Annotated in this window: 25 protein-coding genes; 14 read left to right on the plus strand and 11 right to left on the minus strand. The window is 65.9% G+C overall.

The window, feature by feature from the left end:
* Positions 1-76 precede the first annotated feature (76 nt).
* From BKM74_RS08430 to BKM74_RS08445, 4 genes are all read left to right on the plus strand, one after another.
* Positions 77-1,243 (plus strand): efflux RND transporter periplasmic adaptor subunit, encoded by a 1,167-nt coding sequence (locus BKM74_RS08430; RefSeq protein WP_086465259.1) that lies wholly within the window; start codon positions 77-79, stop codon positions 1,241-1,243.
* A 24-nt stretch (positions 1,244-1,267) separates the two neighbouring features.
* On the plus strand, positions 1,268-4,426 hold the full coding sequence (locus tag BKM74_RS08435; protein ID WP_086465260.1) for an efflux RND transporter permease subunit: 3,159 nt from the start codon (positions 1,268-1,270) through the stop codon (positions 4,424-4,426).
* Positions 4,419-5,831, plus strand: a complete 1,413-nt coding sequence (locus BKM74_RS08440; RefSeq protein WP_086465261.1) for an efflux transporter outer membrane subunit — start codon at positions 4,419-4,421, stop codon at positions 5,829-5,831. The genes BKM74_RS08435 and BKM74_RS08440 overlap by 8 nt, the downstream gene beginning before the upstream one ends.
* A gap of 208 nt (positions 5,832-6,039) precedes the next feature.
* Positions 6,040-6,939, plus strand: coding sequence for an NAD(P)-dependent oxidoreductase (locus tag BKM74_RS08445; protein ID WP_086465262.1), 900 nt, complete (start codon positions 6,040-6,042; stop codon positions 6,937-6,939).
* On the opposite strand, the gene BKM74_RS08450 is transcribed toward BKM74_RS08445, so the two are convergent.
* Positions 6,940-7,704, minus strand: a complete 765-nt coding sequence (locus BKM74_RS08450; protein WP_086465263.1) for an SDR family NAD(P)-dependent oxidoreductase — start codon at positions 7,702-7,704, stop codon at positions 6,940-6,942.
* A gap of 139 nt (positions 7,705-7,843) precedes the next feature.
* Here BKM74_RS08450 and BKM74_RS08455 point away from each other — a divergent pair, with 139 nt between their 5' ends.
* The 7 genes from BKM74_RS08455 to BKM74_RS08485 all read left to right on the plus strand — a co-directional run bounded on the left by BKM74_RS08455 (position 7,844) and on the right by BKM74_RS08485 (position 14,314).
* A complete protein-coding gene (locus tag BKM74_RS08455) occupies positions 7,844-8,344 on the plus strand; it encodes a host attachment protein (protein ID WP_086465264.1) in 501 nt (166 codons plus the stop codon).
* A 253-nt stretch (positions 8,345-8,597) separates the two neighbouring features.
* Positions 8,598-9,674, plus strand: coding sequence for a phosphotransferase family protein (locus BKM74_RS08460; RefSeq protein WP_086465265.1), 1,077 nt, complete (start codon positions 8,598-8,600; stop codon positions 9,672-9,674).
* 11 nt (positions 9,675-9,685) lie between these two features.
* A complete protein-coding gene (locus BKM74_RS08465; RefSeq protein WP_086465266.1) occupies positions 9,686-10,867 on the plus strand; it encodes an acyl-CoA dehydrogenase family protein in 1,182 nt (393 codons plus the stop codon).
* Positions 10,864-11,634 (plus strand): SDR family NAD(P)-dependent oxidoreductase, encoded by a 771-nt coding sequence (locus tag BKM74_RS08470; protein ID WP_086465267.1) that lies wholly within the window; start codon positions 10,864-10,866, stop codon positions 11,632-11,634. The genes BKM74_RS08465 and BKM74_RS08470 overlap by 4 nt, the downstream gene beginning before the upstream one ends.
* A gap of 4 nt (positions 11,635-11,638) precedes the next feature.
* Positions 11,639-12,385, plus strand: a complete 747-nt coding sequence (locus tag BKM74_RS08475) for a FadR/GntR family transcriptional regulator (RefSeq protein ID WP_086465268.1) — start codon at positions 11,639-11,641, stop codon at positions 12,383-12,385.
* Positions 12,382-13,098, plus strand: a complete 717-nt coding sequence (locus tag BKM74_RS08480; protein WP_086465269.1) for a nitroreductase — start codon at positions 12,382-12,384, stop codon at positions 13,096-13,098. The genes BKM74_RS08475 and BKM74_RS08480 overlap by 4 nt, the downstream gene beginning before the upstream one ends.
* A gap of 103 nt (positions 13,099-13,201) precedes the next feature.
* A complete protein-coding gene (locus BKM74_RS08485) occupies positions 13,202-14,314 on the plus strand; it encodes an NADH:flavin oxidoreductase/NADH oxidase (RefSeq protein ID WP_086465270.1) in 1,113 nt (370 codons plus the stop codon).
* Between the two features lie 167 nt (positions 14,315-14,481).
* Here BKM74_RS08485 and BKM74_RS08490 read toward each other — a convergent pair whose 3' ends face one another.
* Complete coding sequence (locus BKM74_RS08490; RefSeq protein ID WP_086465271.1) at positions 14,482-15,585, minus strand: M14 family metallopeptidase; 1,104 nt, start codon at positions 15,583-15,585, stop codon at positions 14,482-14,484.
* A gap of 189 nt (positions 15,586-15,774) precedes the next feature.
* Between BKM74_RS08490 and BKM74_RS08495 the strand changes: the two genes are divergently transcribed.
* Together BKM74_RS08495 and phnN are read left to right on the plus strand one after the other, a co-directional pair.
* The gene (locus BKM74_RS08495) at positions 15,775-17,031 is read left to right on the plus strand and encodes an MFS transporter (RefSeq protein WP_245825874.1); all 1,257 of its coding nucleotides are present in this window, start codon (positions 15,775-15,777) and stop codon (positions 17,029-17,031) included.
* The gene (gene phnN, locus BKM74_RS08500) at positions 17,024-17,575 is read left to right on the plus strand and encodes a phosphonate metabolism protein/1,5-bisphosphokinase (PRPP-forming) PhnN (protein WP_086465273.1); all 552 of its coding nucleotides are present in this window, start codon (positions 17,024-17,026) and stop codon (positions 17,573-17,575) included. Before BKM74_RS08495 ends, phnN begins: the two co-directional genes overlap by 8 nt.
* Positions 17,576-17,584: 9 nt before the next feature.
* Here phnN and BKM74_RS08505 read toward each other — a convergent pair whose 3' ends face one another.
* From BKM74_RS08505 to phnG, 8 genes are read right to left on the minus strand one after another with little or no spacing between them, the layout of a single operon-like run.
* Positions 17,585-18,154: a phosphonate degradation HD-domain oxygenase gene (locus tag BKM74_RS08505; protein ID WP_217895456.1), complete on the minus strand. Its 570-nt coding sequence runs from the start codon at positions 18,152-18,154 to the stop codon at positions 17,585-17,587.
* A gap of 23 nt (positions 18,155-18,177) precedes the next feature.
* The gene (locus BKM74_RS08510; protein WP_086465275.1) at positions 18,178-19,323 is read right to left on the minus strand and encodes an alpha-D-ribose 1-methylphosphonate 5-triphosphate diphosphatase; all 1,146 of its coding nucleotides are present in this window, start codon (positions 19,321-19,323) and stop codon (positions 18,178-18,180) included.
* Positions 19,323-20,036, minus strand: coding sequence for a phosphonate C-P lyase system protein PhnL (phnL, locus tag BKM74_RS08515; protein WP_086465276.1), 714 nt, complete (start codon positions 20,034-20,036; stop codon positions 19,323-19,325). The genes BKM74_RS08510 and phnL overlap by 1 nt, the downstream gene beginning before the upstream one ends.
* A gap of 3 nt (positions 20,037-20,039) precedes the next feature.
* Positions 20,040-20,810 (minus strand): phosphonate C-P lyase system protein PhnK, encoded by a 771-nt coding sequence (gene phnK / locus BKM74_RS08520; RefSeq protein WP_086465277.1) that lies wholly within the window; start codon positions 20,808-20,810, stop codon positions 20,040-20,042.
* Complete coding sequence (locus BKM74_RS08525) at positions 20,807-21,676, minus strand: alpha-D-ribose 1-methylphosphonate 5-phosphate C-P-lyase PhnJ (protein WP_086465278.1); 870 nt, start codon at positions 21,674-21,676, stop codon at positions 20,807-20,809. Before BKM74_RS08525 ends, phnK begins: the two co-directional genes overlap by 4 nt.
* 1 nt (position 21,677) lies before the next feature.
* Positions 21,678-22,787 carry a carbon-phosphorus lyase complex subunit PhnI gene (locus BKM74_RS08530; RefSeq protein WP_086465279.1) on the minus strand — a complete coding sequence of 370 codons (1,110 nt, stop codon included), beginning with the start codon at positions 22,785-22,787 and terminating at the stop codon, positions 21,678-21,680.
* Between the two features lie 3 nt (positions 22,788-22,790).
* Positions 22,791-23,390 (minus strand): phosphonate C-P lyase system protein PhnH, encoded by a 600-nt coding sequence (phnH, locus tag BKM74_RS08535; RefSeq protein WP_086465280.1) that lies wholly within the window; start codon positions 23,388-23,390, stop codon positions 22,791-22,793.
* Positions 23,391-23,392: 2 nt separating this feature from the next.
* The gene (gene phnG, locus BKM74_RS08540; protein WP_281251452.1) at positions 23,393-23,887 is read right to left on the minus strand and encodes a phosphonate C-P lyase system protein PhnG; all 495 of its coding nucleotides are present in this window, start codon (positions 23,885-23,887) and stop codon (positions 23,393-23,395) included.
* A gap of 143 nt (positions 23,888-24,030) precedes the next feature.
* Here phnG and phnF point away from each other — a divergent pair, with 143 nt between their 5' ends.
* Positions 24,031-24,768 (plus strand): phosphonate metabolism transcriptional regulator PhnF, encoded by a 738-nt coding sequence (gene phnF / locus BKM74_RS08545; RefSeq protein WP_086465282.1) that lies wholly within the window; start codon positions 24,031-24,033, stop codon positions 24,766-24,768.
* A 3-nt stretch (positions 24,769-24,771) separates the two neighbouring features.
* Here phnF and mscL read toward each other — a convergent pair whose 3' ends face one another.
* The gene (gene mscL / locus BKM74_RS08550) at positions 24,772-25,215 is read right to left on the minus strand and encodes a large conductance mechanosensitive channel protein MscL (RefSeq protein WP_086465283.1); all 444 of its coding nucleotides are present in this window, start codon (positions 25,213-25,215) and stop codon (positions 24,772-24,774) included.
* Between the last annotated feature and the right edge of the window lie 74 nt (positions 25,216-25,289).

Below are 25,289 nucleotides of genomic sequence, written 5' to 3' on the forward strand. Positions count from 1 at the left end.
TATTGTTAATCGAAGCAGGTGAACCATGCAGGGGACGCTAGGACGCTCCTTTCGTCTTTTCACGATTGCGGCCGGCATGGTTGCTCTCGGTCTTTCCGTTACGGCCTGCGAGGAGCAGAAGTCGGCGAATGGCGGTGCGCCCGCCGCGCCGCCGCCACCCGAGGTGCTGCTGACGACCATTGAGACGAAGGATATTCCCGTCTCCTACGAATATGCCGGCCGGGTCGCCGGATCGCGCGAGATCGAGGTGCGCGCCCGCGTCTCCGGCATCCTGATGGAGCGCACCTACACCGAGGGCGAGTTGGTGAAGCAGGGCGACCTGCTGTTCCTCATCGACCCCGCCCCCTATGAGGCGGCGCTGGCGCAGGCGGAAGCGATGCTCCAGCAGCAGCAGGCGACCCTCGCCCAGGCGGAGCGCGAATGGAAGCGCATCGCGTCGCTGTTCGAACGCAATGCGGTCAGCGCGCGCGAGCGCGATTCCGCCTTGTCCACGCTGGAACTGGCGAAGGCAACTGTCGCCGGCGCCAGGGCGGAAGTGCGTACAGCCAGGATCAATCTGGACTATACCCGCGTCGAAGCGCCGATCAGCGGCGTCACCAGCCAGGAAGCTGTGTCCGAAGGCAGCCTGGTCGGTACCGGACAGGATTCCAGCCTGTTGACGCGGATCAGCCAGCTCGACCCGGTCTATGTGAATTTCGCTGTGCCGGATGCCGAGTCGCTGCAGATTCGCAACATGCAGGAAAGCGGGGCTCTCACCCTGCCGGACGATGGGCGGCTGATGGTCGATCTGAAGCTGTCGGATGGCAGTCTGATGACCGATGCCGGCTATGTCGATTTCACCGACAGCACCATCGATCAGAACACCGGCACGATCCGCAACCGTGCCGTCGTGTCGAACCCTAACCGCGATCTCATGCCGGGGCAGTTCGTGCGCGTCATGGTGAAGGGCATGGTGCTGCGCAACGCCGTGACGGTGCCGCAGGCGGCCGTGCTGCAGGGGCCGCAGGGCATGATGGTCTATGTCGTGGATGGCGAGAATGTCGCCAAGCCGCGGCCAATCCAGATCGGTAGGGCCATTGAGGACCGCTGGCTGGTCCGCGACGGCCTGAAGAGCGGCGACAAGGTGATCATCGAGGGTGTCATCAAGGTGCGCCCGAACCAGCCGGTGCGCCCTGTAGAGCAGAAGCCGGGCGAGCAGAAGCCGGATGGGCAGAAGCAGCAGGCCCAGGCCGGCAACCGCTAGCCGGCAAGTGTTAGGACGAATTTCATGATCTCGCGCTTCTTCATCAACAGGCCGGTCTTCGCGACGGTCCTGTCCATCGTGATCGTGCTGGCCGGCCTGGCTGCCATGCGCTCCCTGCCGATTGCGCAATATCCCGACATCGTGCCGCCCGACGTGGTGGTGTCGGCGAGCTATCCCGGCGCCAACGCTCAGGTGATCGCGGATACGGTGGCCGCGCCGCTGGAGCAGAACATCAACGGCGTGCCGGGGATGATCTATATGCGTTCCTCGGCGTCCAACAGCGGGTCGCTCACGCTGACCGTCACCTTCGAGATCGGTACCGATCCCGACCAGGCGACCATCGATGTGAACAACCGGGTGCAGGCGGTGCTGTCCAGGCTGCCGGAAGAGGTGCGGCGTCTGGGCGTGAACGTGACCAAGCGCTCCAGCTCCATCCTGCAGGTCATCACCATGTCCTCGCCGGGCGGGCGCTACGATCCGGTCTATGTGTCGAATTACGCGCTGTTGAACGTCATCGACGAGCTGCGCCGCATCAACGGCGTCGGCGACGCGCAGATTTTCGGCGCCAAGGATTATTCGATGCGCGTCTGGCTGAGCCCGGACAAGCTGGCGCAGTATGATATGACGCCCAGCGACGTGGCGGCCGCCATTCGCGAGCAGAATTCGCAGTTCGCAGCCGGCCAGTTCGGCCAGGCGCCGATGGTTGATCCGCAGCCCTACACCTATTCCGTCGTCGCGCCGGGCCGGCTGGTCGAACCGGAGGAGTATGGCAACATCATCCTGCGCTCGGACGAGAACGGCGCCAGTCTCCGGCTGAAGGATGTCGCGCGTATCGAACTCGGCGCGCAGGAATATTCCTTCAACGCCAGCCGCGATGGCGAACCGGCGATTGCCATCGGCATCTTCCTGCAGCCCGGCGCCAATGCGCTGGATGTGACCGCGTCGGTGCGCGCCAAGATGGCGGAGCTGCAACAGCGCTTTCCCGACGGCATCGAATACGGCATTCCCTTCGACACCACGAAATTCGTTGAAGTATCGATCGAGGAGGTGATCAAGACCTTCCTGGAAGCCATCGTGCTGGTGATCCTGGTCGTGTATCTGTTCCTGCAGAATGTGCGGGCGACAATCATCCCGCTGCTGGCCGTGCCGATCTCGCTGATCGGCGCCTTCATCGGCATGTATCTGCTGGGGTTCTCGATCAACCTGCTGACGCTGTTCGGCATGGTGCTGGCCATCGGCATCGTGGTCGATGACGCCATCGTCGTGCTGGAGAATGTCGAGCGCAACATGACGCAGCACAAGCTCAGCCCGCACGACGCGGCGCTGAAGGCGATGGAGGAGGTGAGCGGTCCGGTCATCGCCATCGTCCTGGTCCTGAGCGCGGTGTTCATTCCGGTCGGCTTTCTGGGCGGCCTTGCCGGCGAGATGTACAAGCAGTTCGCCATCACCATCGCCGTTTCGGTGCTGATCTCCGGCATCGTGGCGCTGACCCTGTCGCCTGCGCTGTGCGCGGTTTTCCTGAAGCCAACGCATTCCGAGCCGCTGGCGCCCTTCCGCTGGTTCAACCGCGTCTTCGAGAAACTGACCGACGGCTATGCGGCGGGCGTGCGGTTTTTCCTGAAGCGCAGCTTCATGGCGGTGCTGGTGTTCGCTGCCGTCCTCGGCGTCACCTACCATTTGTTTGAGAAAGTGCCGGGCTCGTTGGTGCCGGCCGAAGATCAGGGCTATGTGATGGTCGTCGCCATCCTGCCGCCCGCCGCCTCGCTGGACCGCGCCACAAAGGTTATGGACCGGGTGAGCAGCGACGTGCTGAACCATCCGGCGGTACAGAATGTGGTCAGCTTTGCGGGCTTCGATATTCTGTCCGGCGGCATCCTGAAGACCAGCGCTGGCGTGGCCTTCGTGCCGCTGAAGGACTGGTCGGAGCGGACCGAGCCGCAGAATGACGCACGCAATCTGGTCGGCACCTTCATCGGTATGGGCAGCCAGATCCGTGACGCCGTCGTGCTGGCCTTCAACCCGCCGCCGATCACCGGCATCTCGATGACCGGCGGATTCGAGATGTATCTGCAGGATCGCACCGGGGCCGGCAGCGTGAAGCTCGCCGAGGCCGCGAACAAGCTGGTGCAGGCCGCCAGCCAGCGTCCTGAACTGCAGGGCGTGAGCACGACTTTCTCCACTTCCGTACCGCAGTACAAGGTGACGGTCGATCGCGAGAAGGCGGAGGCGCTCGGCGTGCCGCTGCCGGACATCTTCGATGCGATGCAGAGCACGATGGGCACGCTCTATGTCAACGATTTCACGCTGTATGGGCGCAGCTATCGCGTGAATCTTTCTTCCGAGGCGCGGTTCCGGGAGAAGCCGGACGATCTGCGCCACATCTTCGTGCGGTCCGGCGATGGCAGCATGATCCCGCTGGATGCGCTGCTGAAGATCAAGCGGGAGATCGGTCCCGACCTGATCGAACGCTTCAACATCTTCGCGGCCGCCAAGATCCTGGGCGGGCCGGCGCCGGGGTATAGCTCCGGTCAGTCGCTCGACGTGATGGAGGAACTGGCGACCGAGCTGTTCGGCACCGACTATGCCATTGCCTGGACCGGTTCGGCTTATCAGGAACGGACCACGGCGGGCACGGCCGGCATTGCCTTTGTGTTCGGCCTGGTGATGGTGTTCCTGATCCTGGCGGCGCAGTACGAGCGTTGGTCGCTGCCGATTGCGGTGCTGCTGGCGGTTCCCTTCGGCGTGTTCGGTGCGATCCTGGCGATCTGGCTGCGCGGTCTGGAGAACGACGTGTATTTCCAGATCGGCCTGATCACCCTGATCGGGCTGGCGGCGAAGAACGCCATCCTGATCGTCGAGTTCGCCGTGCTGAAGCGCAAGGAGGGCCTGTCCATCGAGGCGGCGGCACTGGAAGGCGCGCGGCTGCGTTTCCGGCCGATCGTCATGACCTCGCTGGCCTTCATTCTGGGCTGCGTGCCGCTGGCGATCAGCACCGGCGCGGGGTCGGCCAGCCGTCATTCCATCGGCACCGGCGTGATCGGCGGCATGTTGGCCGCGACCTTCCTCGCGATCTTCCTGATCCCCACCTTCTACAAGATAGTTTCGCAGCTGACCGAGCGTCGGCGCAAGGATACGCCCAAACATGAAAAGCCCAGCAGCCAGGAGAAGCCCGCCGATGCGTAACTCCCTTCTTGCCGCCGGTCTTGCCGCGCTGCTGGCGGGCTGCTCCGTGGGGCCCGATTATCTTCGCCCTGATATCGACATGCCGCAGCAATGGGGCGGCACGGTCGTCGTCGCTTCCCAGGTCGATCCCTATTGGTGGCGCAGCTATGGCGATCAGGCGCTCTCCGATCTGGTGGAGGAGGCGCTGGCCGCCAATTCCGACATCGCTCTGGCGGCGGCGCGTGTTGCAGAGGCCCGGGCACTGGCCGGCTTCGCCCGTGCCAACCGGCTGCCGACGCTGAGCGCCGAGGCCGGTGCCCAGCGCGAGCGTTCCAGCGACGACTTCACCACCGCGGCGACGCCGAACCCGGTGAACAGCCTGCGTGTTGCCGGTGTGCTCAGCTACGAGCTCGATCTCTGGGGCCGGCTCGCCCGCGCGGACGAGGCGGCGCGGGCCGATCTGCTCGCCAGCCAGGCGGCGCAGGATACGGTGCGGCTGGCGGTCGCCGCCGATGTCGCTTCGGGTTATTTCAACCTGCGGGCGCTGGACCATCAGGTCGAGATCGCCGAGCGCACGCTGCAGGCGCGGCAGGATTCCTATGAGCTGCAGAAGGCGCAGTATGACAATGGCGTGGTGACCGAGCTGGCGCTGCGTCAGGCCGAATCGGAACTTGCGGCGACCCGCGCCCAGCTTCCGGCGCTGCGCCAGCAAATGGGCCTTCAGCGCAACGCGCTGTCGGTATTGCTGGGCCGCACGCCGCGCGCCCTGATGCGCGAGCCGATTGCCCGTGGCCAGTCGGTGGAGATCCTGCCGGTGCCGCCGGTGGTGCCGGATTTCATGCCGTCCTCGATCCTTGACCGGCGCCCAGACATCCAGCAGGCCGAACAGCAGCTCGTCGCGGCCAATGCCCAGATCGGTGTCGCCAAGGCAGCATTCTATCCGAATATCGCGCTGACCGGCACGCTGGGCCAGCAGAGCCGTGAACTGGGCGATTTGTTCACCTCCGGCAACGGTATCTGGGGGCTGGCGTCGAACCTGACCTCGCCGATCTTCGATTTCGGCCGCAACCAGGCCAATCTGGATGCCAGCGAGGCGCGCCGCCAGCAGGCGCTGGTGAGCTATGGCCAGACCGTGCGCGGCGCCTTCCGCGAGGTGCTGGACGCTTTCGAGAAGCAGCAGGGCAGCACCGAAAGGCTCACCGCCATCGACGGGCAGGTCGAGGCGCTGCGCCGCACCGTCGAACTGGCCAGGGACCGCTATGATGGCGGCTACACCTCCTATATCGAGGTGCTGGACGCCCAGCGCACGCTGTTCCAGGCGGAACTCGACCAGTCGGAGGCCCTGCGGGACCGGCTGCAAGCCTCTGTCGAGCTGTACAAGGCGCTGGGTGGCGGCTGGAGTGCAGACGCCTCCGCTGCCCGGTAGAGGCTCCCCGATAGAAGGTCTGCCCCGTAGAGCAGCCATGCGGGCGTGAGGCTCGCACTTCCGCCGCACTGTCGCTACCGTACCGGAAATCTAGAGTGCGATCGCTTTAAATGCCTTCATCCGAGTGATGCATTTAAAGCGTGAATCGCCCTCTATCTTATTGATTAGAGACGGATCGTTCGATCCGGCTCTAGGGGGAGGGAAGCGTATGAGTGCGGACAAGGCGGGTACGGTCGGTTTCATCGGGCTTGGCGTGATGGGCGAGCCGATCTGCCGCAACATGCTGGGCAAGAGCGGCCGGGATTTCCTGGTTTTCGACCTGAACGACGCGCCGCTGCAAAGGCTGGCCGCCGATGGCGCGCGGCTGGCGCCCGGTATTGCTACGGTTGCCGCCGCCGCCGACCTGCTGTTCCTGTCGCTGCCCGGTGGCAAAGAGGTGGAGGCAATCTGCCGCGCGTCCGACGGGCTGCTGGCGCAGGCCCGGCCCGGCCAGGTCATCGTCGATATGTCCACAGCGCCGGTCGGGCTGACTCGCACGCTGGCAGAGGAGTTCGCGGCCAAGGGCGCAATCTTCTGCGACGCCCCGGTCGCGCGCACGCGGCAGGCGGCCATAGACGGTACGCTCAGCATCATGGTCGGTGCGGACGCGGCGACTTATGAGACGATCCGCCCGCTGCTGGAACATGCCGCCAGCGAGGTCACGCTGTGCGGGCCGGTCGGCTGCGGCCAGATCGTGAAGATCATGAACAATATGGTGCTGTTCCAGACCGTGGTGGCGCTGGCTGAGGCGCTGTCCATCGGCGGCAAGGCCGGCATCGACGAGAAGGTGCTGCTGGAGACGATGAGCAAGGGCTCGTCGGACAGTTTCGCGCTGCGCAATCACGGCATGAAGGCGATGCTGCCGCGCAATTTCCCGGATGAGGCGTTCCCCACCGACTACGCGCTGAAGGATGTCAGCTACGCGCTGGAGCTCGCGCGCGATGTCGGCATCGTGGCGGACGGCGCGCAGCTGGCCAGCGACATGCTGAAGCGCTCCAGCGAAGCGGGTAACGGCAAGGCCTATTTCCCGGCGCTGATCCGGCTGCTCGACGCCCAGGGTAAAGGATAACTAAAGCGTCAGCCCGCCATCGACATGGATTGCCTGGCCGGTGATGTAGCTGCCGTCCGGCCCGGCCAGCAGGCTGATCATCGCCGCGACGTCGTCGGGCCGCCCCAGCCGGCCCAGCGGGATGCGCGCGATGGCCTGTTTCCAGCGGCTGTCGTCCAGCGAGGAATGGCCGGAGACGGCATCCTTCTGCACATAGCCCGGCACTACCGCGTTCACCGTGATGCCCTGTGGGGCGAACTGCGCGGCGAGCGAGCGGGTCAGCGCCTCCAGCCCGCCCTTGGCGGCGGCGGAGGCCGTGAAGGCGTCGCCATCCAGCCGGAACACATGGGCGACGAAGGAGCTGACGGTGACGATCCGCCCCGCCGGCGACTGCGCCAGTAGCGGATGCGCTGCCTTGGCGAGGAGGAAGCTGCCGCGCAGGATGACATCGAGCGAGCGGTCGAGGCCGTCCTCGTCCAGCTCCTGCAATGTGCGGCGGTCGGCGAAGCCGGCATTGGCGATCAGCCCGTCCAGCCGGCCGAAATGCTTCTGGCAGTCCGCAACCAGCATCGCCGCCGTTTCCGGTGTCGCCATGTCGCCCAGCGCCACATGGCAGACGGCACCCTTCGCCGCACACTCCTCGGCCACGGCCACCGCCTTGTCGCGTTTCGATCCGGTATGCACCAGCAGGCCGATGCCCGGTCCCGCCAGCCGCCGGCAGACCGCAGCCCCGATGCCGCTGCCGGCCCCGGTCACCAGATAGACGCGCTGGATATCGCCCGACATGATGAACCTCTCTCGTTTCGCCGCGCGTGACTTTAGCAAAGGACCGCGGCGAATTGACCAGCGATCTGCACCTGCTGCCTTTGCATCGCCATATATAAGTGGTGCTGATTGAGCTTCGTGACTCAAAGGGAGAAAAGGCATGAGCAAGACCATGTGGTTCGTCATCGCCGATGGCGCGCAGGCGCGGATTTTCGCCAATGAAGTGGAAAAGAGCGGCCTGAAGCTGGTCACCCAGCTGAAGAACGACAAGGCCCGACTGCCCGGTGCCAAGCTGGGGCGTGACAAGCCGACCCGTGTGCAGGAAAGCGCGAATTCGGGCCGATCCGCCGCCGAACCTCATGTCGATCCCAAGGACAAGGAAAAGCTGCGTTTCGCGCATCAGCTTGGCGGCCATGTCGAGGAGGCGGCGAAGAAGGACAAGTTCGCCAGCTTCGTTCTTGTGGCACCGGCCCGTGCCGCACGGGAGATCCGGGCGGCACTGGGCAAGACGGCGCGCGACCGTTTGATCGGCGTCGTGAACAAGGACCTTTCCTGGGTCGGCGATGCCGATATGGGAGAGCATGTGCAGGGTTTCGGCCGGCGGTTGCGGCAGCCGCGCGTGTTCGCGCATCTGTTTCCGGGCCAGCCGGTGCCGGAATAGACGGCTCTTAGACCCCAAGTTTCACCATACTCCAACTGCCACCCCCGCACTTGTTGCGGGGGTCCAGGGTTCAGCCAACACTGGCGATGCCGACGCGAGCCGAGGCCTGGATTCCCGCAACAAGTGCGGGAATGACGGATCGGAAAACCGTACACCGGAAACAAACGGTGAGGCATGAGCACCCGTCAGGATGTCTTGACGCCTTGTTATCCTCTGCTAACTTTGTCCGACAATCGGACAATGAGGCTCGTCTATGCGGAACGGCCCCGCGCTAAAGGATGTGGAGGAGGCGCTTGCCCTGCCGCTCGACCGGCTGGCAGCGCATCTTGGCGCGCACGGGCTGAATCTTGACCGCGGCGTGCCGGTGCGCCAGTTCGCCCACGGTTTCGGCAATGTGAATTACCTGCTGTCGGTCGATGGCGCGAAGACGGTGCTGCGCCGTCCGCCGCTGGGGCCGATTCCGCCCGGCGGCAATGACATGAAGCGCGAGCACACGGTCCTGTCGGTGCTGTGGCAGGCCTATCCCTACGCGCCGAAAGGCATCCATTTCTGCGGCGATGAGAGCGTCATTGGCGCGCCCTTCCAGCTGATCGAGTATCGCGAGGGGCTGGTGATCGGCGCGGAGATGCCGCCGGAGCTGGCCGGGAAGCGTGAGATCGGCGCCAAGCTGGGGGGCGAGCTGGTGCGGCTGATGGCGGAATTTCACGCGGTCGATTCCGAGGCGATTGGCCTCGGCCAGTTCGGCAAGCCGGAGGGATTCCTGGAACGCACGCTGGCCGGCTGGGTGAAGCGCTGCCGCCTCGCCATGGAAGGGCCGGCGCCGCACCAGCCGACCAAGGCGTTCGCGGAGCTGGTGGCCTGGCTGGAAGGCCAGAAGGTGCCGTCCTCCGCCGTCACCCTGCTGCATAACGACTTCAAGCTCGACAATGTGATCCTGAACCCGCAGACGCTCGATCCCATCGCCGTGCTGGACTGGGACATGGCGACGCGCGGCGATCCGCTGTTCGACCTCGCCATCATGCTGGCCTACTGGACGGAAGCAGGCGACCCGCCGGCAATGCACGAACTGAAGCAGATGCCGACCGCCGGTCCCGGCTTCCCGAAGCGCCACGAGCTGGTCACCGGCTATGGTGCGATCAGCGGGCGCGACGTCTCCGACATGCTCTATTACCGGGTGCTCGGCATGCTGCGGCTGGCCGGCATCTTCCTGCAGCTGAACCGGCGCTGGCGCGAGGGTGGCACGAAAGACAGGCGTTTCGCCGATTTCGGCACGCTGGCTGACGGGCTGATCGAATTCGGCTGGGATATCGCACGCGGAAAAGCGTTCTAAGGGGGAGGACAATGATCGATTTCGCGCTGACGGATCGGCAGAAGGAACTGAAGGAGCGGGTGACCGCCTTCATCGACGGCACGGTGATCCCTTTCGAGACGGACAAGCGCCGCACCAGCCACGGCCCGACCGACGATTTGCGGGTGGAGCTGAACGCGCTCGCCAAAGAGGCCGGCCTGTTCGCGCCGCATGTCTCGGCGGAGTACGGCGGCATGGGCCTCGGCCATGTCGATTGTGCCATCGTGTTCGAGGCTGCGGGGCGTTCTCCCCTCGGCCCCGTGGCGCTGCATTGCGCCGCGCCGGACGAGGGCAACATGCACCTGCTGGAGAAGGTGGCGACGCCGGCGCAGAAGGAGAAATACCTGCACCCGCTGGCTAGCGGCGACTGCCGCTCCTGCTTCGCCATGACCGAACCGATGGGCGCCGGCGCCGATCCCAGCGAGATGAAGACCGAGGCACGGCCTGACGGCAAGGGCGGCTACAGTATCCATGGCCGGAAATGGCTGATCACCGGCGCCGATGGCGCGGGCTTCACCATCATCATGGCCAATGTGGTCGATCCGGGTAACAAGGAAGGCCCGACCATGTTCCTGTCGCCGCTGCCGGCGGAGGGCGTGATCCTGGAACGGCTGATGGACACGATGGATTCCAGCTTCACCGGCGGCCATGGCGAGATCGTCTATGACGGGCTGCATGTTGGGCCGGAATCGGTGCTGGGCGAGGTCGGCGAGGGTTTCCGCTATGCCCAGGTGCGGCTGGCCCCGGCGCGGCTGACCCATTGCATGCGCTGGCTGGGCGGGGCGACGCGGGCGCAGGAGATTGCCATCGCCTATGCCCGCGAGCGCCGCGCCTTCGGCAAGCCGATCGGCGAGCATGAGGGGGTGGGTTTCATGCTGGCCGACAACGAGATCGAGATCCAGCAGGCCCGGCTGATGATCTGGCACACCGCCTGGCTGCTGGACCAGGGCGAACATGCCCGCCACGAATCCAGCATGTCCAAGGTTGCTGTGTCGGAGGCGCTGTTCCGCATCGCCGACCGCTGCGTGCAGGTGCTGGGTGGCAGGGGCATGAGCCGCGACACGGTGGTGGAGCAGCTGTTCCGCGAGATCAGGGGCTTCCGTATCTATGACGGCCCGTCCGAAGTGCATCGCTGGGCCATCGCGAAACGCTTGATGAGGGCGAACCGGAAATGAGCAAGGACAGCCTGTTCGATCTGACCGGCAAGACCGCCATCGTCACCGGCGGCGGGCGCGGCATCGGCCGCGCCATTGCCGAGGCGCTGGCCCAGCATGGCGCCATCGTGGCGCTGGCCAGCCGCAACGAAGAAAATCTCAAGGCCACCGCCGAGGCCATCGCCAAGGCGGGCGGCACGGCAAGCTGGCATGGCTGCGACGTAACGGTCGAGGCGGAGGTCGCGGCACTGCGCGATGCGGTGCTGGCCGAACATGGCCATATCGACATTCTGGTGAACAATGCCGGCATCGACCCGCATTACGCGCCGATGGAGCGCACCGATCCGGCGGAATGGCAGCATATCGTCGATGTGAATCTGACCGGGGTGTTTCTCGGCTGCCGCATCATCGGGGCGGCGATGCTGGCGCACGCGCGCGGCTCGATCATCAACATCAGCTCGATTGCCGGCCATGTCGGCCTGAAGCGCCAGGTGCCCTATTGCGCGACCAAGGGCGGCGTCGAACAGTTGACCAAGGCGCTGGCGCTGGACTGGGCGGAGCAGGGGGTGCGGGTGAACGCCATCGCCTATGGCTTCATCACCACCGACCTGACCAATGCCGTCCTCACGCACAAGCATATCGGCCCGAAGCTGCTGGCGCGCACGCCGATGGGCCGGTTCGGCACGGTGGCGGAGGTGGGGGGCGCCGCCGTGTTCCTGGCCTCCGACGCGGCCAGCTATGTCACCGGATCGACCGTGCTGGTCGATGGCGGCTGGACGGCGGGCTGAGGCGATGAGCTTTGCCCGGCTCGATCGCGCGCCCGGCTACCGCCTGCTGGCCGACGCCGTCGAGCGTGAAATCCTGGAAGGCCGGCTGAAGCCCGGCGACAAGCTGCCGACCGAGACCGAGTTCGCCACACAGTTCGCGGTGAACCGCTCCACCGTGCGCGAGGGCATTCGCCTGCTGGAGGAAAGCGGGCTGGTGCGGCGCGAGGAGGGCCGGCGGCTGTTCGTCGCCCGGCCGGAGACCTCGGCGCTGGCGCAGCGCATGAGCAACGCCATGGTGATGCACGCGGTCACTTTCCGCGAGTTGTGGGAGACCATGATGGCGCTGGAGCCGATGGCGGCGGAGCTGGCGGCGGCCAACGCGACACCGGCGCAGATCGCCGCGCTGGCGGCCAACCTGAACGAGACGCGGGCGGTGCTGGCGGACCGGCAAAATGTCACCCGGCTGGATATCGATTTTCACGCGCTGGTCGCGGAAGCCTCGGGCAACCGCGCGCTGCTGCTGTCGCGCGACGCGCTGGGGCGGCTGTTCTACCCCGCCTTCGAGGCTGTCATCAGCGGCCTGCCGGCCGCACCGGAGCGGCTGCTGACGGCGCACACCGCCATCTTCGAGGCGATCCGCGCCGGCGATGCCGCCGAGGCGCGGCGCTGGATGGAACGCCACATCATGGATTTCAAGCGCGGCTTCGAGCGGATGGGGTTGGACCTTGCCGCCCCCATCTCGCTGCCAACCGGACAGGAGAAGACAAAGTGACCGATCCCCGATTTTCCTACCCGCCTGAAGCCGATCTGCCGCCCAGCGTGGACGAGGCCATCACCAGCCGTCGGTCGGTGCGCGCGTTCCTGCCGACGCCGGTGCCGCGTGAGCTGGTCGAGCATATCCTGGAGGTCGCGGCGCGCGCGCCCAGCGGCACCAATACCCAGCCCTGGAAGGTGCAGGCGGTAACGGGCGAGGCGCTGGCGGCGCTGGTGCGCGACATGCTGGCCGCCCATGACGACCCGGAGAACACCACCGACCGGGAATATGAATATTACCCGACGCAATGGTACGAGCCTTACCTGTCGCGCCGCCGCAAGGTCGGCTGGGACATGTACGGGCTGCTCGGCATCGGCAAGGCCGACAAGGAGAGGATGCACCACCAGCATGGGCTGAACTACACGCTGTTCGGCGCGCCGGTCGGGCTGTTCTTCTCCATTGATCGCAAGCTGGAGAAGGGCAGTTGGCTGGATTACGGCATGTTCCTGGAGAACATCATGATCGCTGCACGCGGGCATGGGCTGCACAGCTGTCCGCAGGCGGCGCTGGCGACCTATCACCCGGTGGTGCGCCGCCACCTGTCGATCCCCGACGAGGAGATGATCCTGTGCGGTATCGCGCTGGGCTATGAGGACAAGTCGGCGCTGGTGAATACGCTGCGCACCGAGCGCGAGCCGGTCTCCGGCTTTGCCCGGTTTCACGGCTGGTGATGCCTTTAGCGAAAGAGTGACTTTCGCTGCCGCAGGTTTCGCCCTTTCCCGTCCGCCTCTATCCTGATTGCATATCCTTATCCCGACATTTGGAGTGTTCTGAATGGCAAGCGTGCTTTTCTCGCCCATCGAGTTGCGCGGCCTGACGCTGCCCAACCGCATCGCCGTCTCGCCGATGTGCCAGTACAGCGCCGCTGATGGCAGTGCCACCGACTGGCATCTGGCGCATCTGGGCCAGCTGTCGCTGTCCGGCGCCGGGCTGTTGATCAGCGAGGCCATCGCGGTGGAGCGGCGCGGCCGCATCACCCATGGCTGCCTTGGTCTCTATTCCGACGATAATGAGGATGCGCTGGCGCGTGTCATCGCCTTCTGCAACCGGCACGGCCAGACGCCGTTCGGCGTGCAGCTCGCCCATTCCGGCCGCAAGGGGTCGGTGCATCATCCCTGGAACGGCGGCAAGGCGCTGGGGCCGGACGAGGACCCGTGGGAGACGGTATCCTCCACCGCCGAGGGTTATGACGACTGGCCGGCACCGAAGATGGCCGACGCGGCGGAGCTGGCGCGGCTGAAGGACGCCTTCGTGCAGGCGACGCTGCGCTCCGCCCGGCTGGGCGTGGAGCTGATCGAGTTCCACAACGCGCATGGCTATCTCGGCAATGTCTTCCTGTCGCCGCTGGTGAACAACCGCGATGACCGCTATGGCGGCTCCTTCGAGAACCGCATCCGCTTTCCGCTGGAAACTTTCGAGGCGATGCGCCGGGCCTGGCCGGCGGACAAGCCGATGGGCGTGCGTATCCCCGGCAGCGACTGGGTGGAAGAGGGCGGCTGGAATGTCGAGGATGCGGTGAAGTACGCCGGCGCGCTGAAGGAGGCGGGGGCCGACTATGTCGTCGTCTCCAGCGGCGGCGTGGTGCCGCAGCAGCGCATCAAGGTCGGTCCGTCCTATCAGGTCGGTTTCGCCGCCGAGGTGAAGGCCCGGACCGGCATCGCCACCATGGCCGTCGGCATGATCACCGAGCCGAAACAGGCGGAGGAGATCATCGAGAGCGGCAAGGCGGACATGGTCGCCCTGGCACGCTCCTTCCTCTACAACCCGCGCTGGGCCTGGCACGCCGCCGAGGCGCTGGGCGCGGAGACGCCCTATTACCCGCCGCAGTATCTGCGTTCCAAGCCGGAGACCTGGCCGCATGTCTTTCCCGGCCGGGCGCGGAAGTAGGGAACTGTTGCCCGGAATCCAACCGGTAGGGCATGCCCCTGTCGGTTTGTTTTCTCTCTCGTCATGGTTGGACTTGATCCAACCATCCATTGACCGAGCAAACTGCACGGACCTCTGGACCCTCGGGTCAAGCCCGAGGGTGACGATGAAAAAATGTCTGACAGCCCCTACGAGGCCGCCAGCCCGTCCTGCGCCTGGCGCAGGATCTGGCGGCTGCGGTACAGCACCATCTCCTTCCAGTCCGGCGTGTCGGGATAGTACTGGCGACGGATCTGCGCCTTGATGCGCTTCGTCTCCGGATCGTTCCAGTCCACATTGGTGTAGGCGTGCAGCCAGTGATCCTCGCGCAGCGCGCGGCGGCCTTCCTCCGGCGTGTAGGTGCCGTATTCCAGCGCGACGAAGGTGACCTTCTCGCCCAGCAGGAATTCCCAGCCGAATTCGCTGAGGCCGGACTTGGCGGTGGAGGAGGAGGTGCCGAGCAAGGGCTCCGTCACCGACTGGCCGAACCAGGCCTTGCCGCGATTCACCGCCACACCGTCAACCGGATGGTTGCAGATCGGCTCGCCATAGCCGAACGGGCCGAGGCCGGTGTGATAATCGATGACGCAGACCAGATTGGCATTCTTCACGCCGAAATCGGCGACGATCTTCTCGGTCGTCTGGCGTGACCAGGTCGGGCCGAAGCCGCCGAAGAAGAAGCCGGTCGGGTGTTTGTACTGGCCGCCGCCGCGCGCCTCGGAGAATTTCCACAGCCCGTGCTTTTCCTTGTAGGCGGCGATCTTCGCCTCGGCCTGCTCGAACACCGGGCCGGACAGCTCAGCCGGCAGCAGCGCATCGGCCAGCTCGTCATAGCCGGCATTCTCCGGCAGCGGCTTGGAGAAATCGACATGGTTGCGGTTCAGATCCACGCCTTCCTCGGTGACGCGGCGCAGCCAGGCGAAGCCATGCGGGTTGATCGCGTGGATATGCAGCGCGGCCACGCCTTCCGGCAGGGTCAGCGGACCGCCGGAACACAGCCAGTCGATCTGACCGCCCGACCCGGTGAAGCCTTCCACGCCATGCGTGCCGGCAATGGTGACCAGCACCTTCTTCGCGTCCTTCGGGCCGAACCAGGCGGCGTCCGTCGTCAGCTCCTCGCCCAGCGGCCCGCGATTGGGGTTCACATAGGCCTTCGGTTCCACGCCATAGGCGCGGCAGTGATGGCGGAACTTCTCGCGCGCCTCGGCATAGTCGGCGGAGAAACAGTGACGGACGGCGGTCAGGATATCCATGGCGACCTTCTTGACAGGGCTATTGGAAAGGATCGCCTAGCCTGCGCGAGAGATGCCATGCGGGCAAGGGCTCGTCAGCGGGCCAGCGATGCGCCGGGTGCAAGGCCGCTGCCAGCCCGGGACGCTTGACCGGGGCAAGAGGCGCGGGCTAAGTGCGCACGGTTCCGTTGGGACGGGGGAAGCGTGACGGTGAACGAAACCAGCCTGGATCGGCCCAGCTTCCGCGCCTATGCCGCCTGGATGCTGGGGTCGGCCTTCTTCTGCTACGCCTTCATCCTGCGCGTCTCGCCCAGCGTCATGGTGACCGAACTGATGCGCGATTTCGCGGTCGGCGGCGCCATCCTCGGCCATCTTTCCGCATTTTATTTCTACGCCTATGCCAGCCTGCAGCTGCCGGTCGGCATCCTGCTCGACCGCATCGGCCCGCGCCGGCTGATGACCGGCGCCATCGCGACGGTGGCGCTGGGCAGCATCGTGTTCGGCCTGGCGCCGACGGTGGAGGTCGCCTATGCCGGGCGGCTGATGATCGGTATCGGCTGCGCCTTCTCCTGGGTCGGGGCGCTGACGCTGGCGACGCAATGGCTGCCGCCCTCGCGCTTCGCCATGCTGTCGGGCATCAGCCAGTTCGCCGGCACCGGTGGCGGAATCTTGGGGCAGGCGCCGCTGGCGGCGCTGGTCGGCGTGATCGGCTGGCGCGATGCCATGCTCGGCATCGGCTTCACCGGCCTTGCGCTGGCGCTGGCGCTGTGGCTGGTGGCGCGCGACAAGCCCTATGCCGGCAGCGGCAGCGGCACCATCATGGGTGGGCTGAAGCGGGTGATGGCAAACCGGCAGAGCTGGTACGCCGCACTGCTCGGCATGTTCATGACCGCGCCGATGCTGTCCTTCACCGGCCTGTGGGCCGTGCCCTATATGACGGCAGCCTATGATATTGACCGGGCGACTTCCGCCTCGACGCTGGCGACCAGCTTTCTGGGCTGGGGTGTCGGCGCCATCGCGCTGGGCTGGCTGTCCGACCGGATGGAGCGCCGCAAGCCGCTGCTGATCGTCGGCACGGCGCTCTCCATGCTGACCCTGACGGCGATCCTGTATCTGCCGGGCCTGTCATTGCTGCTGGTGACGGTGCTGCTGTTCCTGAACGGCTTTGCCTCGGCCTGCATGGTGCTGACCTTTGCATCCGCGCGGGAGCTGAATGCGCTGCGCTCCAGCGGTGCGGCCTACGGTCTGGTCAACACCTGCGTGGTCGGCAGCGGCGCGATCTTCCAGCCGCTGATCGGCTATCTGCTGGACCTGAACTGGGCCGGCCAGATGGTCGAGGGTGCCAGGCTCTATTCGGTCGAGGCGTTTCAGACCGCCTTCCTGATCCTTCCTGTCTGTTGCGGCATCAGCGTGCTGTGCGCCATGCTGCTGCGCGAAACCTATTGCCGGCAGCAGGTCGATGGCTGAGGGATATCTGGTGCTCGTGGTCGGCCCGTCCGGGGCCGGCAAGGACAGTCTGCTGGACGGCGCGCGTGCGGCGCTTTCCGGCGATCCGCGCTTCGTCTTCGCCCGGCGGGAGATCACCCGCCCGGCCGATTCCGGTGGCGAGGACCATATTGCCGTGTCCCGCCCCGATTTCGAGCAGCGCCGTGATGGCGGCCTCTATGCGCTGTCCTGGGACGCACACGATCTCGGCTACGGCATCCCGAAAAGCGTGGAGGGTGATCTGGCGGCGGGCCGCATTGTCATCGCGAATGTCTCGCGCGGCGTGCTGGAGGAGGCGCGCGGGAAATACGGCCGTGTCGCTATCGTCAGCATCAGTGTGTCGCCGGAGATTCTGGCGGCCCGGCTGCGCGCGCGCGGCCGGGAAACGGAAGCGCAGATCGAAGGCCGGCTTGCCCGTGCTGCTGCTTTCAAGGTGACCGGGCCGGATGTGATCGACATCCGCAATGACGGCGATCTCGCGGAGTCCGTTGCGGCTTTCGTGGCGGCGCTGCGGGGGCTGGTCTAGCCGGCCTTTCTACTCCAGCAGAGATGCCGCGACGTGCTGCCGGAAATGCTCGAGCGGTGGGGTGACGGCGTCGCGCAGCTTCGCCATGTCGTCCCAGCGCCGCAGCATGACCGCGTCGCGGGCATAGGGCAGGTCGATAAATTCCAGCTCCTCGGCGCGGTCGAACGGTCCGCCCTGCATTTCCAGACTGTGCTTGGAGCCGTCCGAGAGGCTGTCCCAATAGGCGATGTCGGTGGCGCAGAGATAGCGCTTGGCATCGACATGCAGCCGTACCGGCTGGGTCACGTCCGGGCCGAACCATTGTTTCAGATAGCGTTCGGCCTGCACTTCGTGACGGGCATCCTGGCCGCTGTCGCGCATCTGATGCGCCTGCGCATCGATCAGATGGCCGATATCGTGCAGCAGGGCAGCGGTGATGAGCGGTGCGGGTGATCCGGCCTGCTCGGCCAGCATCGCGCATTGCAGCGCGTGCTGCAGCTGCGACACGCACTCCCCGCCGTAATCGGCACCGCCCTTGCGCGCGAGAATCTCGAAGATCACATCGACCGGATCGGCCGGCGCCGTCATCTGCACACTCATTTTGCTCCCCATTTTTTTATCGGTTAGGCAATCCTCGTGCCCTCGCGCCAGACCTGGCGGACCAGCGGCAAGCCCTGATGCTGGACGACGCGCACCAGATCGGCACGCTTGCCGGCGGCGATCTCGCCGCGGTCGTCGAGCTTCAGCATGCGGGCCGGGTTGCGGCTGACCGTGGCGACCGCGTCCGGCAGGGTCAGCCCGTGCTGGCCATGCAGCTTGAAGGCGGCATGCAGCATGCTGATCGGCACATAGTCGGAGGACAGCGCGTCGAGCAGCCCTTCCTCGGCCAGCGTATGCGCCGCGATGTTGCCGGAATGCGAGCCGCCGCGCACCACGTTCGGCGCGCCCATGATGGTGGTCATGCCGCGGTCGCGCGCCGCACCGGCGGCCTCCATCGTGGTCGGGAACTCGCTGATGGTGATGCCCAGCTCCGCTGATTCCTCGACATGCGCCAGCGTCGCATCATCATGCGCGGCGATGGGAATGCCGCGCTCGCGGCAGGCGGCGGCCAGGGTGCGGCGGTGCGTGTCGGCGTATTTCTCCTGATTGGCCTTGGTCGAGACGATCATCGCCTGCAGCTCGGAATCGGAGACATTGTGCTTCTTCTGGTAGTACAGCGCGTATTGCGCCAGATCGACGAACTGGCGCTGGCCGGGCGTGTGGTCCATCAGCGAAACCAGCCGGACCAGCGGGTGGTCCTGCACTTTCTCGAACAGTTCCAGCACGATGGCATCGGCCACTTCGCAGCGCAGATGCAGCAGGTGGTCGGCGCGGGTCAGGCCGGCGGCAAGCGCTTCATCGACCGCCTCGACGCTGATATCCAGCAGCTCCAGGCGGGCGGACTGGCCGATGGTGTTGCCAAGCACCACGGCGTCGAACACGGTGGTGATACCGGCCGCGGCGATCTGCGCGTCATGCGCCAGCAGCGCCGGCACGGCGGGCCAGCGCACGCCGGGGCGCGGGGCCAGATGCTTTTCCAGATTGTCGGTGTGCAGTTCGATCAGGCCGGGCAGCAGGTAATCGCCCTCCAGGTCGATGGCGCCGGCGGCCTGGCTGCTTCCCTCCGCGATTTCCACGATAAGCCCGTCGCGCACCAGCAGCGTGCCGCTTTCCAGCACGGAATCGGCAAGCACGATGCGGGCATTGGTCAGGATCGTCTCGGCACTCATCAGGCAGCCACTTTGTCGCTGGAGGTTATGGTCAGGGTGCGGGTGGCGAGCGCTTCGCGTACCGCCGCATCGTGGAAGATACCGACAATCGCGGCGCCGCGCGCGCACGCTTCTGTTACAAGTTCGACGACGGTCTGGCGGTTGTCGGCATCCAGCGAGGCGGTCGGCTCGTCCAGCAGCAATGCGGGATACTCCACCACCATGACTCGGGCGATGTTCACGCGCTGCTGCTCGCCGCCGGAGAAGGTGCCGGGCGGCAGATGCCACATCCGCTCCGGGATGCGCAACCGGGCGAGGATGGTGCCGGCACGCTCGCGCGCCGCTTCTTCCGCCACACCGAGGGTCAGCAGCGGCTCCATCACCAGTTCCAGCGTCGGCACGCGCGGGATGACACGCAGGAACTGGCTGACATAGCCCAGGCTGCGGCGCCGGATGTCCAGAATGGTGCGCGGTTCGGCGTGGGTGATGTCCACAAGCGCGCCATCATGGCGGATCAGCACCTGGCCCCGCTGCGGCAGGTAATTGGCGTAGAGGCAGCGCATCAGGCTGGACTTGCCGGCCCCCGACGGGCCGTCCAGCACCAGGCAGTCGCCGGCCTCGACAGAGAAGCTGACATCCGACAGGACCGGGATGTGCGTCGCCCCCTGCATGTGCAGGGTGAAGCTCTTGCCCAGATCTTCGACCGCGATGATGGTCTTTTCATTATGGGTCATGGATCACACCGGCAGGATCGAGGAGACGAGAAGCTGGGTGTAGGGGTGCTGCGGGTCGTCCAGCACCTGGTCGGTGAGGCCGTGCTCCACCACCTGGCCGCGCCGCATGACCATCAGCCGGTGCGCCAGCAGCCGCACCACGCCGAGATCATGGGTGACGATGATGCAGGCAATGCCCAGCCGGTTGACCAGCGTGCGGATCAGGTCGAGCAGACGGGCCTGCACCGAAACGTCGAGGCCGCTGGTCGGCTCGTCCATGAAGACGAGACGCGGCTGCGTCACCAGATTGCGGGCGATCTGAAGCCGCTGCTGCATGCCGCCGGAGAAGGTGGTCGGCAGATCGTCGATACGCCCGGTCTCGATCTCGACGCGGGTCAGCCAGTCCTCCGCCTCGGTGCGGATATTGCCGTAATGGCGGGCGCCTACCGCCATCAGCCGCTCGCCGATATTGGCCCCGGCCGAGACCTCCATGCGCAGCCCGTCGCGGGCGCTCTGATGCACGATGCCCCAGTCGGTGCGTGTCAGCATGCGGCGCTCCGGTTCGGACAGGCCCCAGATGTCGGTGAGGCCCTGGCTGCGCATGTCATAGGCGACGCTGCCGGAGGTCGGGGCAAGCTGCGCCGACAGGCAGCGCAGCAGCGTGGTCTTGCCGGAGCCCGATTCGCCGACGATGCCCAGTACCTCGCCGGGGAACAGCTCGAAGCCGACATCGCGGCAGCCGATATGGGCGCCGTAATTCTTGGTCAGTCCGCTGACCTGCAGAAGCGGGGTCATGCCGCTTGCTCCTCATCCGCACCGCGATGGCCGGCGGCCACGCGCTCGCCGCAATAATCCGTGTCAGAGCAGACGAAGATGCGTCCGCCCTTGTCGTCGGTCACGATCTCGTCGAGATAGGATTCGGTGGCTCCGCAGATGGCGCAGGCGCGGTCCCATTTCTCGATCTGGAAGGGGTGATCCTCGAAATCCAGGCTCTCCACCTTGGTATAGGGCGGAATGGCGTAGATGCGCTTCTCGCGGCCGGCCCCGAACAGCTGCAGCGCCGGCGAATTGTCCAGCTTCGGATTGTCGAATTTCGGGATCGGGCTGGGGCTCATGACATAGCGGTCATTCACCCGCACCGGATAGTCGTAGGCGGTCGAGATCTGGCCGTAATGCGCGATGTCCTCGTACAGCTTCACATGCATGACGCCGTAATCGGCCAGCCCGTGCATCTTGCGGGTCTCGGTCTCGCGCGCCTCCAGCCAGCGCAGCGGTTCCGGGATCGGCACCTGATAGACCATGATCTGGCCCTCGGTCAGCGGCGCCTCCGGGATGCGGTGGCGGGTCTGGATCAGCGTCGCCGCGCGCGTCTTGTCGGTGGTGGCGACGCCGGTGGTCTGCTCGAAGAAGCTGCGGATGTTCACTGCGTTGGTGGTGTCGTCCGCACCCTGGTCGATGACCTTCAGAACATCGTCCGGTCCGATCACGGCGGCAGTTACCTGGATGCCGCCGGTGCCCCAGCCATAGGGCAGCGGCATTTCGCGGCTGCCGAACGGCACCTGGTAGCCGGGGATTGCCACCGCCTTAAGGACCGAGCGGCGGATCATCCGCTTGGTCTGCTCGTCGAGATAGGCGAAATTATAACCTTCGACCTTGCTCATCTCAGTCTGCCGCCTCCTCGATATCGCGGTCAGCCGCTTCCGCCTGGTTGGCGGCGGCCTCACGCATCTTGCGCACCAGCACCAGCTCGGCCTGGAAATCGACGTAGTGCGGCAGCTTCAGATGCTGGGTGAAGCCGGACGCCTCGACATTATCGGAATGGTACAGCACGAATTCCTGATCCTGCGCCGGGGCTTTCACCGACTCGCCCAGCTCCTCGGCGCGCAGCGAGCGGTCCACCAGCGACATCGCCATCGCCTTGCGCTCGCAATGGCCGAAGGTCAGGCCATAGCCACGGGTGAATTTCGGCGCCTCGGTGGCCGACCCCTGGAACTGGTTCACCATCTGGCATTCGGTGACGGTGATCTCGGCGATCTCGATGGGGAAGCCCAGCTCCTCCGGCACGAACTCGACGGCGACCTCGCCCATGCGGATCTCGCCGGCGAAGGGGTGGTTCTTGCCATAGCCGCGCTGTGTCGAATAACCAAGCGACAGCAGGAAGCCCTCGTCGCCGCGCGCCAGCGCCTGCAGCCGCACATCGCGGTCGGCCGGGAAGGTCAGCGGGTCGCGCGTCAGGTCGCCGACCTCTTGCGCGTCGTTTGCGTCCTCCGGTTCGATCAGCCCGTCATGGCCCAGAATGTCGGCGACGCGCGGCATCGAGCCGTCGAGCGGTTCCGTCGCCTGCTCGCTGGCCGGAACAGTGCCGTCTTCCGCCAGATCGAAATCCAGCAGGCGCAGCGTGTAGTCGAAGGTCGGCCCGAGCACCTGGCCACCCGGCAGATCCTTATAGGTGGCCGAGATGCGCCGCCGGATCGCCATGCGGGCGGTGTCGATCGCCTCTGCATAGCCAAGGCGGGGCAGGGTGGTGCGGTAGGCGCGCAGCAGGAAGATCGCCTCGATCACATCGCCGCGCGCTTGCTTCACGGCCAGTGCAGCCAGCTCCCGGTCATAGAGCGCGCCTTCCGCCATCACGCGGTCCACCGCCAGCGACAGCTGTTCGTCGATCTGCGCCAGCGTGATTTCCGGCACGGCGGGGTCGCCACGCCGTTCTTCTGCCAGCAGCGTCCGGGAATTGTCGATGGCGCGCTGTCCGCCCTTTACGGCGACATACATGGCTTAGCCCTCCACGCGCTTGATGGTGACGGTGCGCGGCAACCCGGCGAGCCGGTCGCCGGCCACCAGGAACAGGTCCAGTCCGCGCGGGAACAGCTTGGCGTTTTTCTGCCAGTCCGAATCGAAACCGGCATACAGGGAGTCTGTTTTCAAACTTTCCTCCTGCGCGATGCCGGGGCCGGCCAGCCGGTACGCCCTGCCTTCCGACAGGCTGTCCACCTGCCAGATCAGCGTCGCCGACCGGTCGGGATAGGCGTCCGTGCCGGTGTCGAATCCGACCATCGTGCCGGGCGCGCCGGCCAGCAGGGCGAAGCGCGCCTGCGCCCTGTCCGCCACCAACGGGCAGCCGCAATGGAAGCGCAGCCAGTCGCGCACGGCAGGCGTATCAGCCGTTTCATCCAGCCAGACCGGCGTCTCGTAATCGAACAGCGCCAGTGCCAGCGCGGCGGTGGCCGGCATCAGCGGGGCGGGCGCGCCGTCCGGCAGCAGGTCCGGCATCGTAATGACGCGGCCGGGGCGGGACAGCGCGTCCAACGCCGCGCGGAAAGCGCGCTGGCTGTCCAGCGTGGTGTCATTGAAGCCGGCGAGCAGCGTGTCGGTCATACTCATTCCCCGCGCACCATGGTGAAGAAATCGACCTTCGTGGCCGCCGCCTTGCGCGATGCCGTTTCGCGTGCCTCCCGCGCGGCCTGCTCCAGCGGCGCGATGATGGCGGCGTCCAGGGCGTCGCGCTGCGCGGCGTCCTGCATCAGCGCGTCGACCAATGCGGCGCGAGTCGCATGTTCCCTGTCGCGCCCGCCGACATAGCCATGGCCGACCCGGCCATCGGGCAGTCGGACGGCGCAGCGGGTCATCGTCATCTCGCCCAGATTGAAGCGCTGGCCGGTGCCGCCGGCACGGCCGCGCAGCATGACCATGCCGGTCTCCGGCTGGCGCAGATAGGTCCAGTCAGGCTTGGTCTCGATGCTGCCCCAGAGCGTTTCCAGCGCCAGCGGCGGCGCCTTGGCGAGGACGGACATCCAGCGCTGCCGTTCGGCCAGAATCGCTGCTTGGGTGGTCTCAGGCGATGTCGTGTGATCTGCCGCTTGTGGAGGTGTCACGCTATACCTCTGAATAATTTGTATAGACATCCGTATCAATTTTCACCACTATGCTCCCGCGCCCTGGTTTCGTAAAGGGGGCAAGTTGTGAATTTCCTGTGACGCGGCGTTTACGGAAACAGGCCGAAAGACAGGTGGCAGAGATGCAGAACGATTTATCGCGCCGGGACGGTGTCGCGCTGTGGCGGCAAATCGAACAGGCGATCACCCAGGATATCGCCGAGGGGCGTTTTCAGCCCGGCGACCGCCTGCCGACGGAAAAGCAGCTGGCCGAGCGCTTCCGGGTGAACCGGCATACGCTGCGCCGCGCGATGGAGGCGCTGGAAGCCCATGGGCTGGTGCGTGTCGAGCAGGGGCGCGGCTCCTTCGTACAGGAGCATGTGCTGGATTATGCGCTGAGCGCGCGCACCCGGTTTTCCGAGATCGTATCGGCGCAGAACCGGATTCCCGGCGGCACGCTGATCGACAGCAGTACCCTGCCGGCAAGCGAGGAGGTGGCGGAAGAGCTGGGGGTTGCGCTTGATACGCCCTGCATCATGCTGCGCCTGGTCGGGGCGGCCGATGGCAGGCCGATAACCTATGGCAACAATTATTTCCCGGCGGCCCGGTTTCCGAATGCGGCGGCGGTCTATGCGGAAAACGGCTCGGTCACCGAGATGCTGCGCGCCCATGGCGTCAGCGATTATCGCCGGAAGCTGACCCGCATCACCGCGCGCATGCCAAGCGAGGATGAGGCGGCGATGCTCGCGCAGCCGCGCAACCGGCCGGTGCTGGTGGCCGAGGCGGTCGATGCCGATCTGGACGGCGTGCCGGTGCGCTACGGCTATGTGCGGTTTGCGTCGGAACGGGTGCAGCTGGTCTTCGACGCGCCGGAGGGCTAGCGGCTATTCGCGCTGCTGCTTCAGCAGGTCGCGGATTTCCTCCAGCAGCACTTCCTGGCGCGGCGGCGGGGGCGGTGCTGCCGGCTTCGCCTCCTCCTTGGCGGACAGGCGGTTGATCTGGCGCACCACCATGAAGATCGCGAAGGCGATGATGACGAAGTTCACCACGGTGTTGATGAACTTGCCGTAGCCGAGGGTCGCCACGCCGGCTTCCTTCGCCTCGGCCAGGCTGGCGAAATCGCCTTCGCCCAGCGTGATGAAGTAGTTGGAGAAGTCCAGCCCGCCCAGCATCACGCCGAAGGGCGGCATGATGACATCGTTCACCAACGAGGAAACGATGCCGCCGAAGGCGGTGCCGAGCACGACGCCGACCGCCAGATCGATCACATTGCCGCGCATGGCGAAGGTCCTGAATTCCGTCAGGACGCTTTTCTTTCCGTCGCTCATTCCCGTTTCTCCTTGTCCCGGATCTTTGTGCTGGCTCTCCGGCGCTTGCCGATTCGGTGGCGCTGCACACAGCC

The organism is Oceanibaculum nanhaiense (assembly GCF_002148795.1).
GTDB lineage: Bacteria > Pseudomonadota > Alphaproteobacteria > Oceanibaculales > Oceanibaculaceae > Oceanibaculum > Oceanibaculum nanhaiense.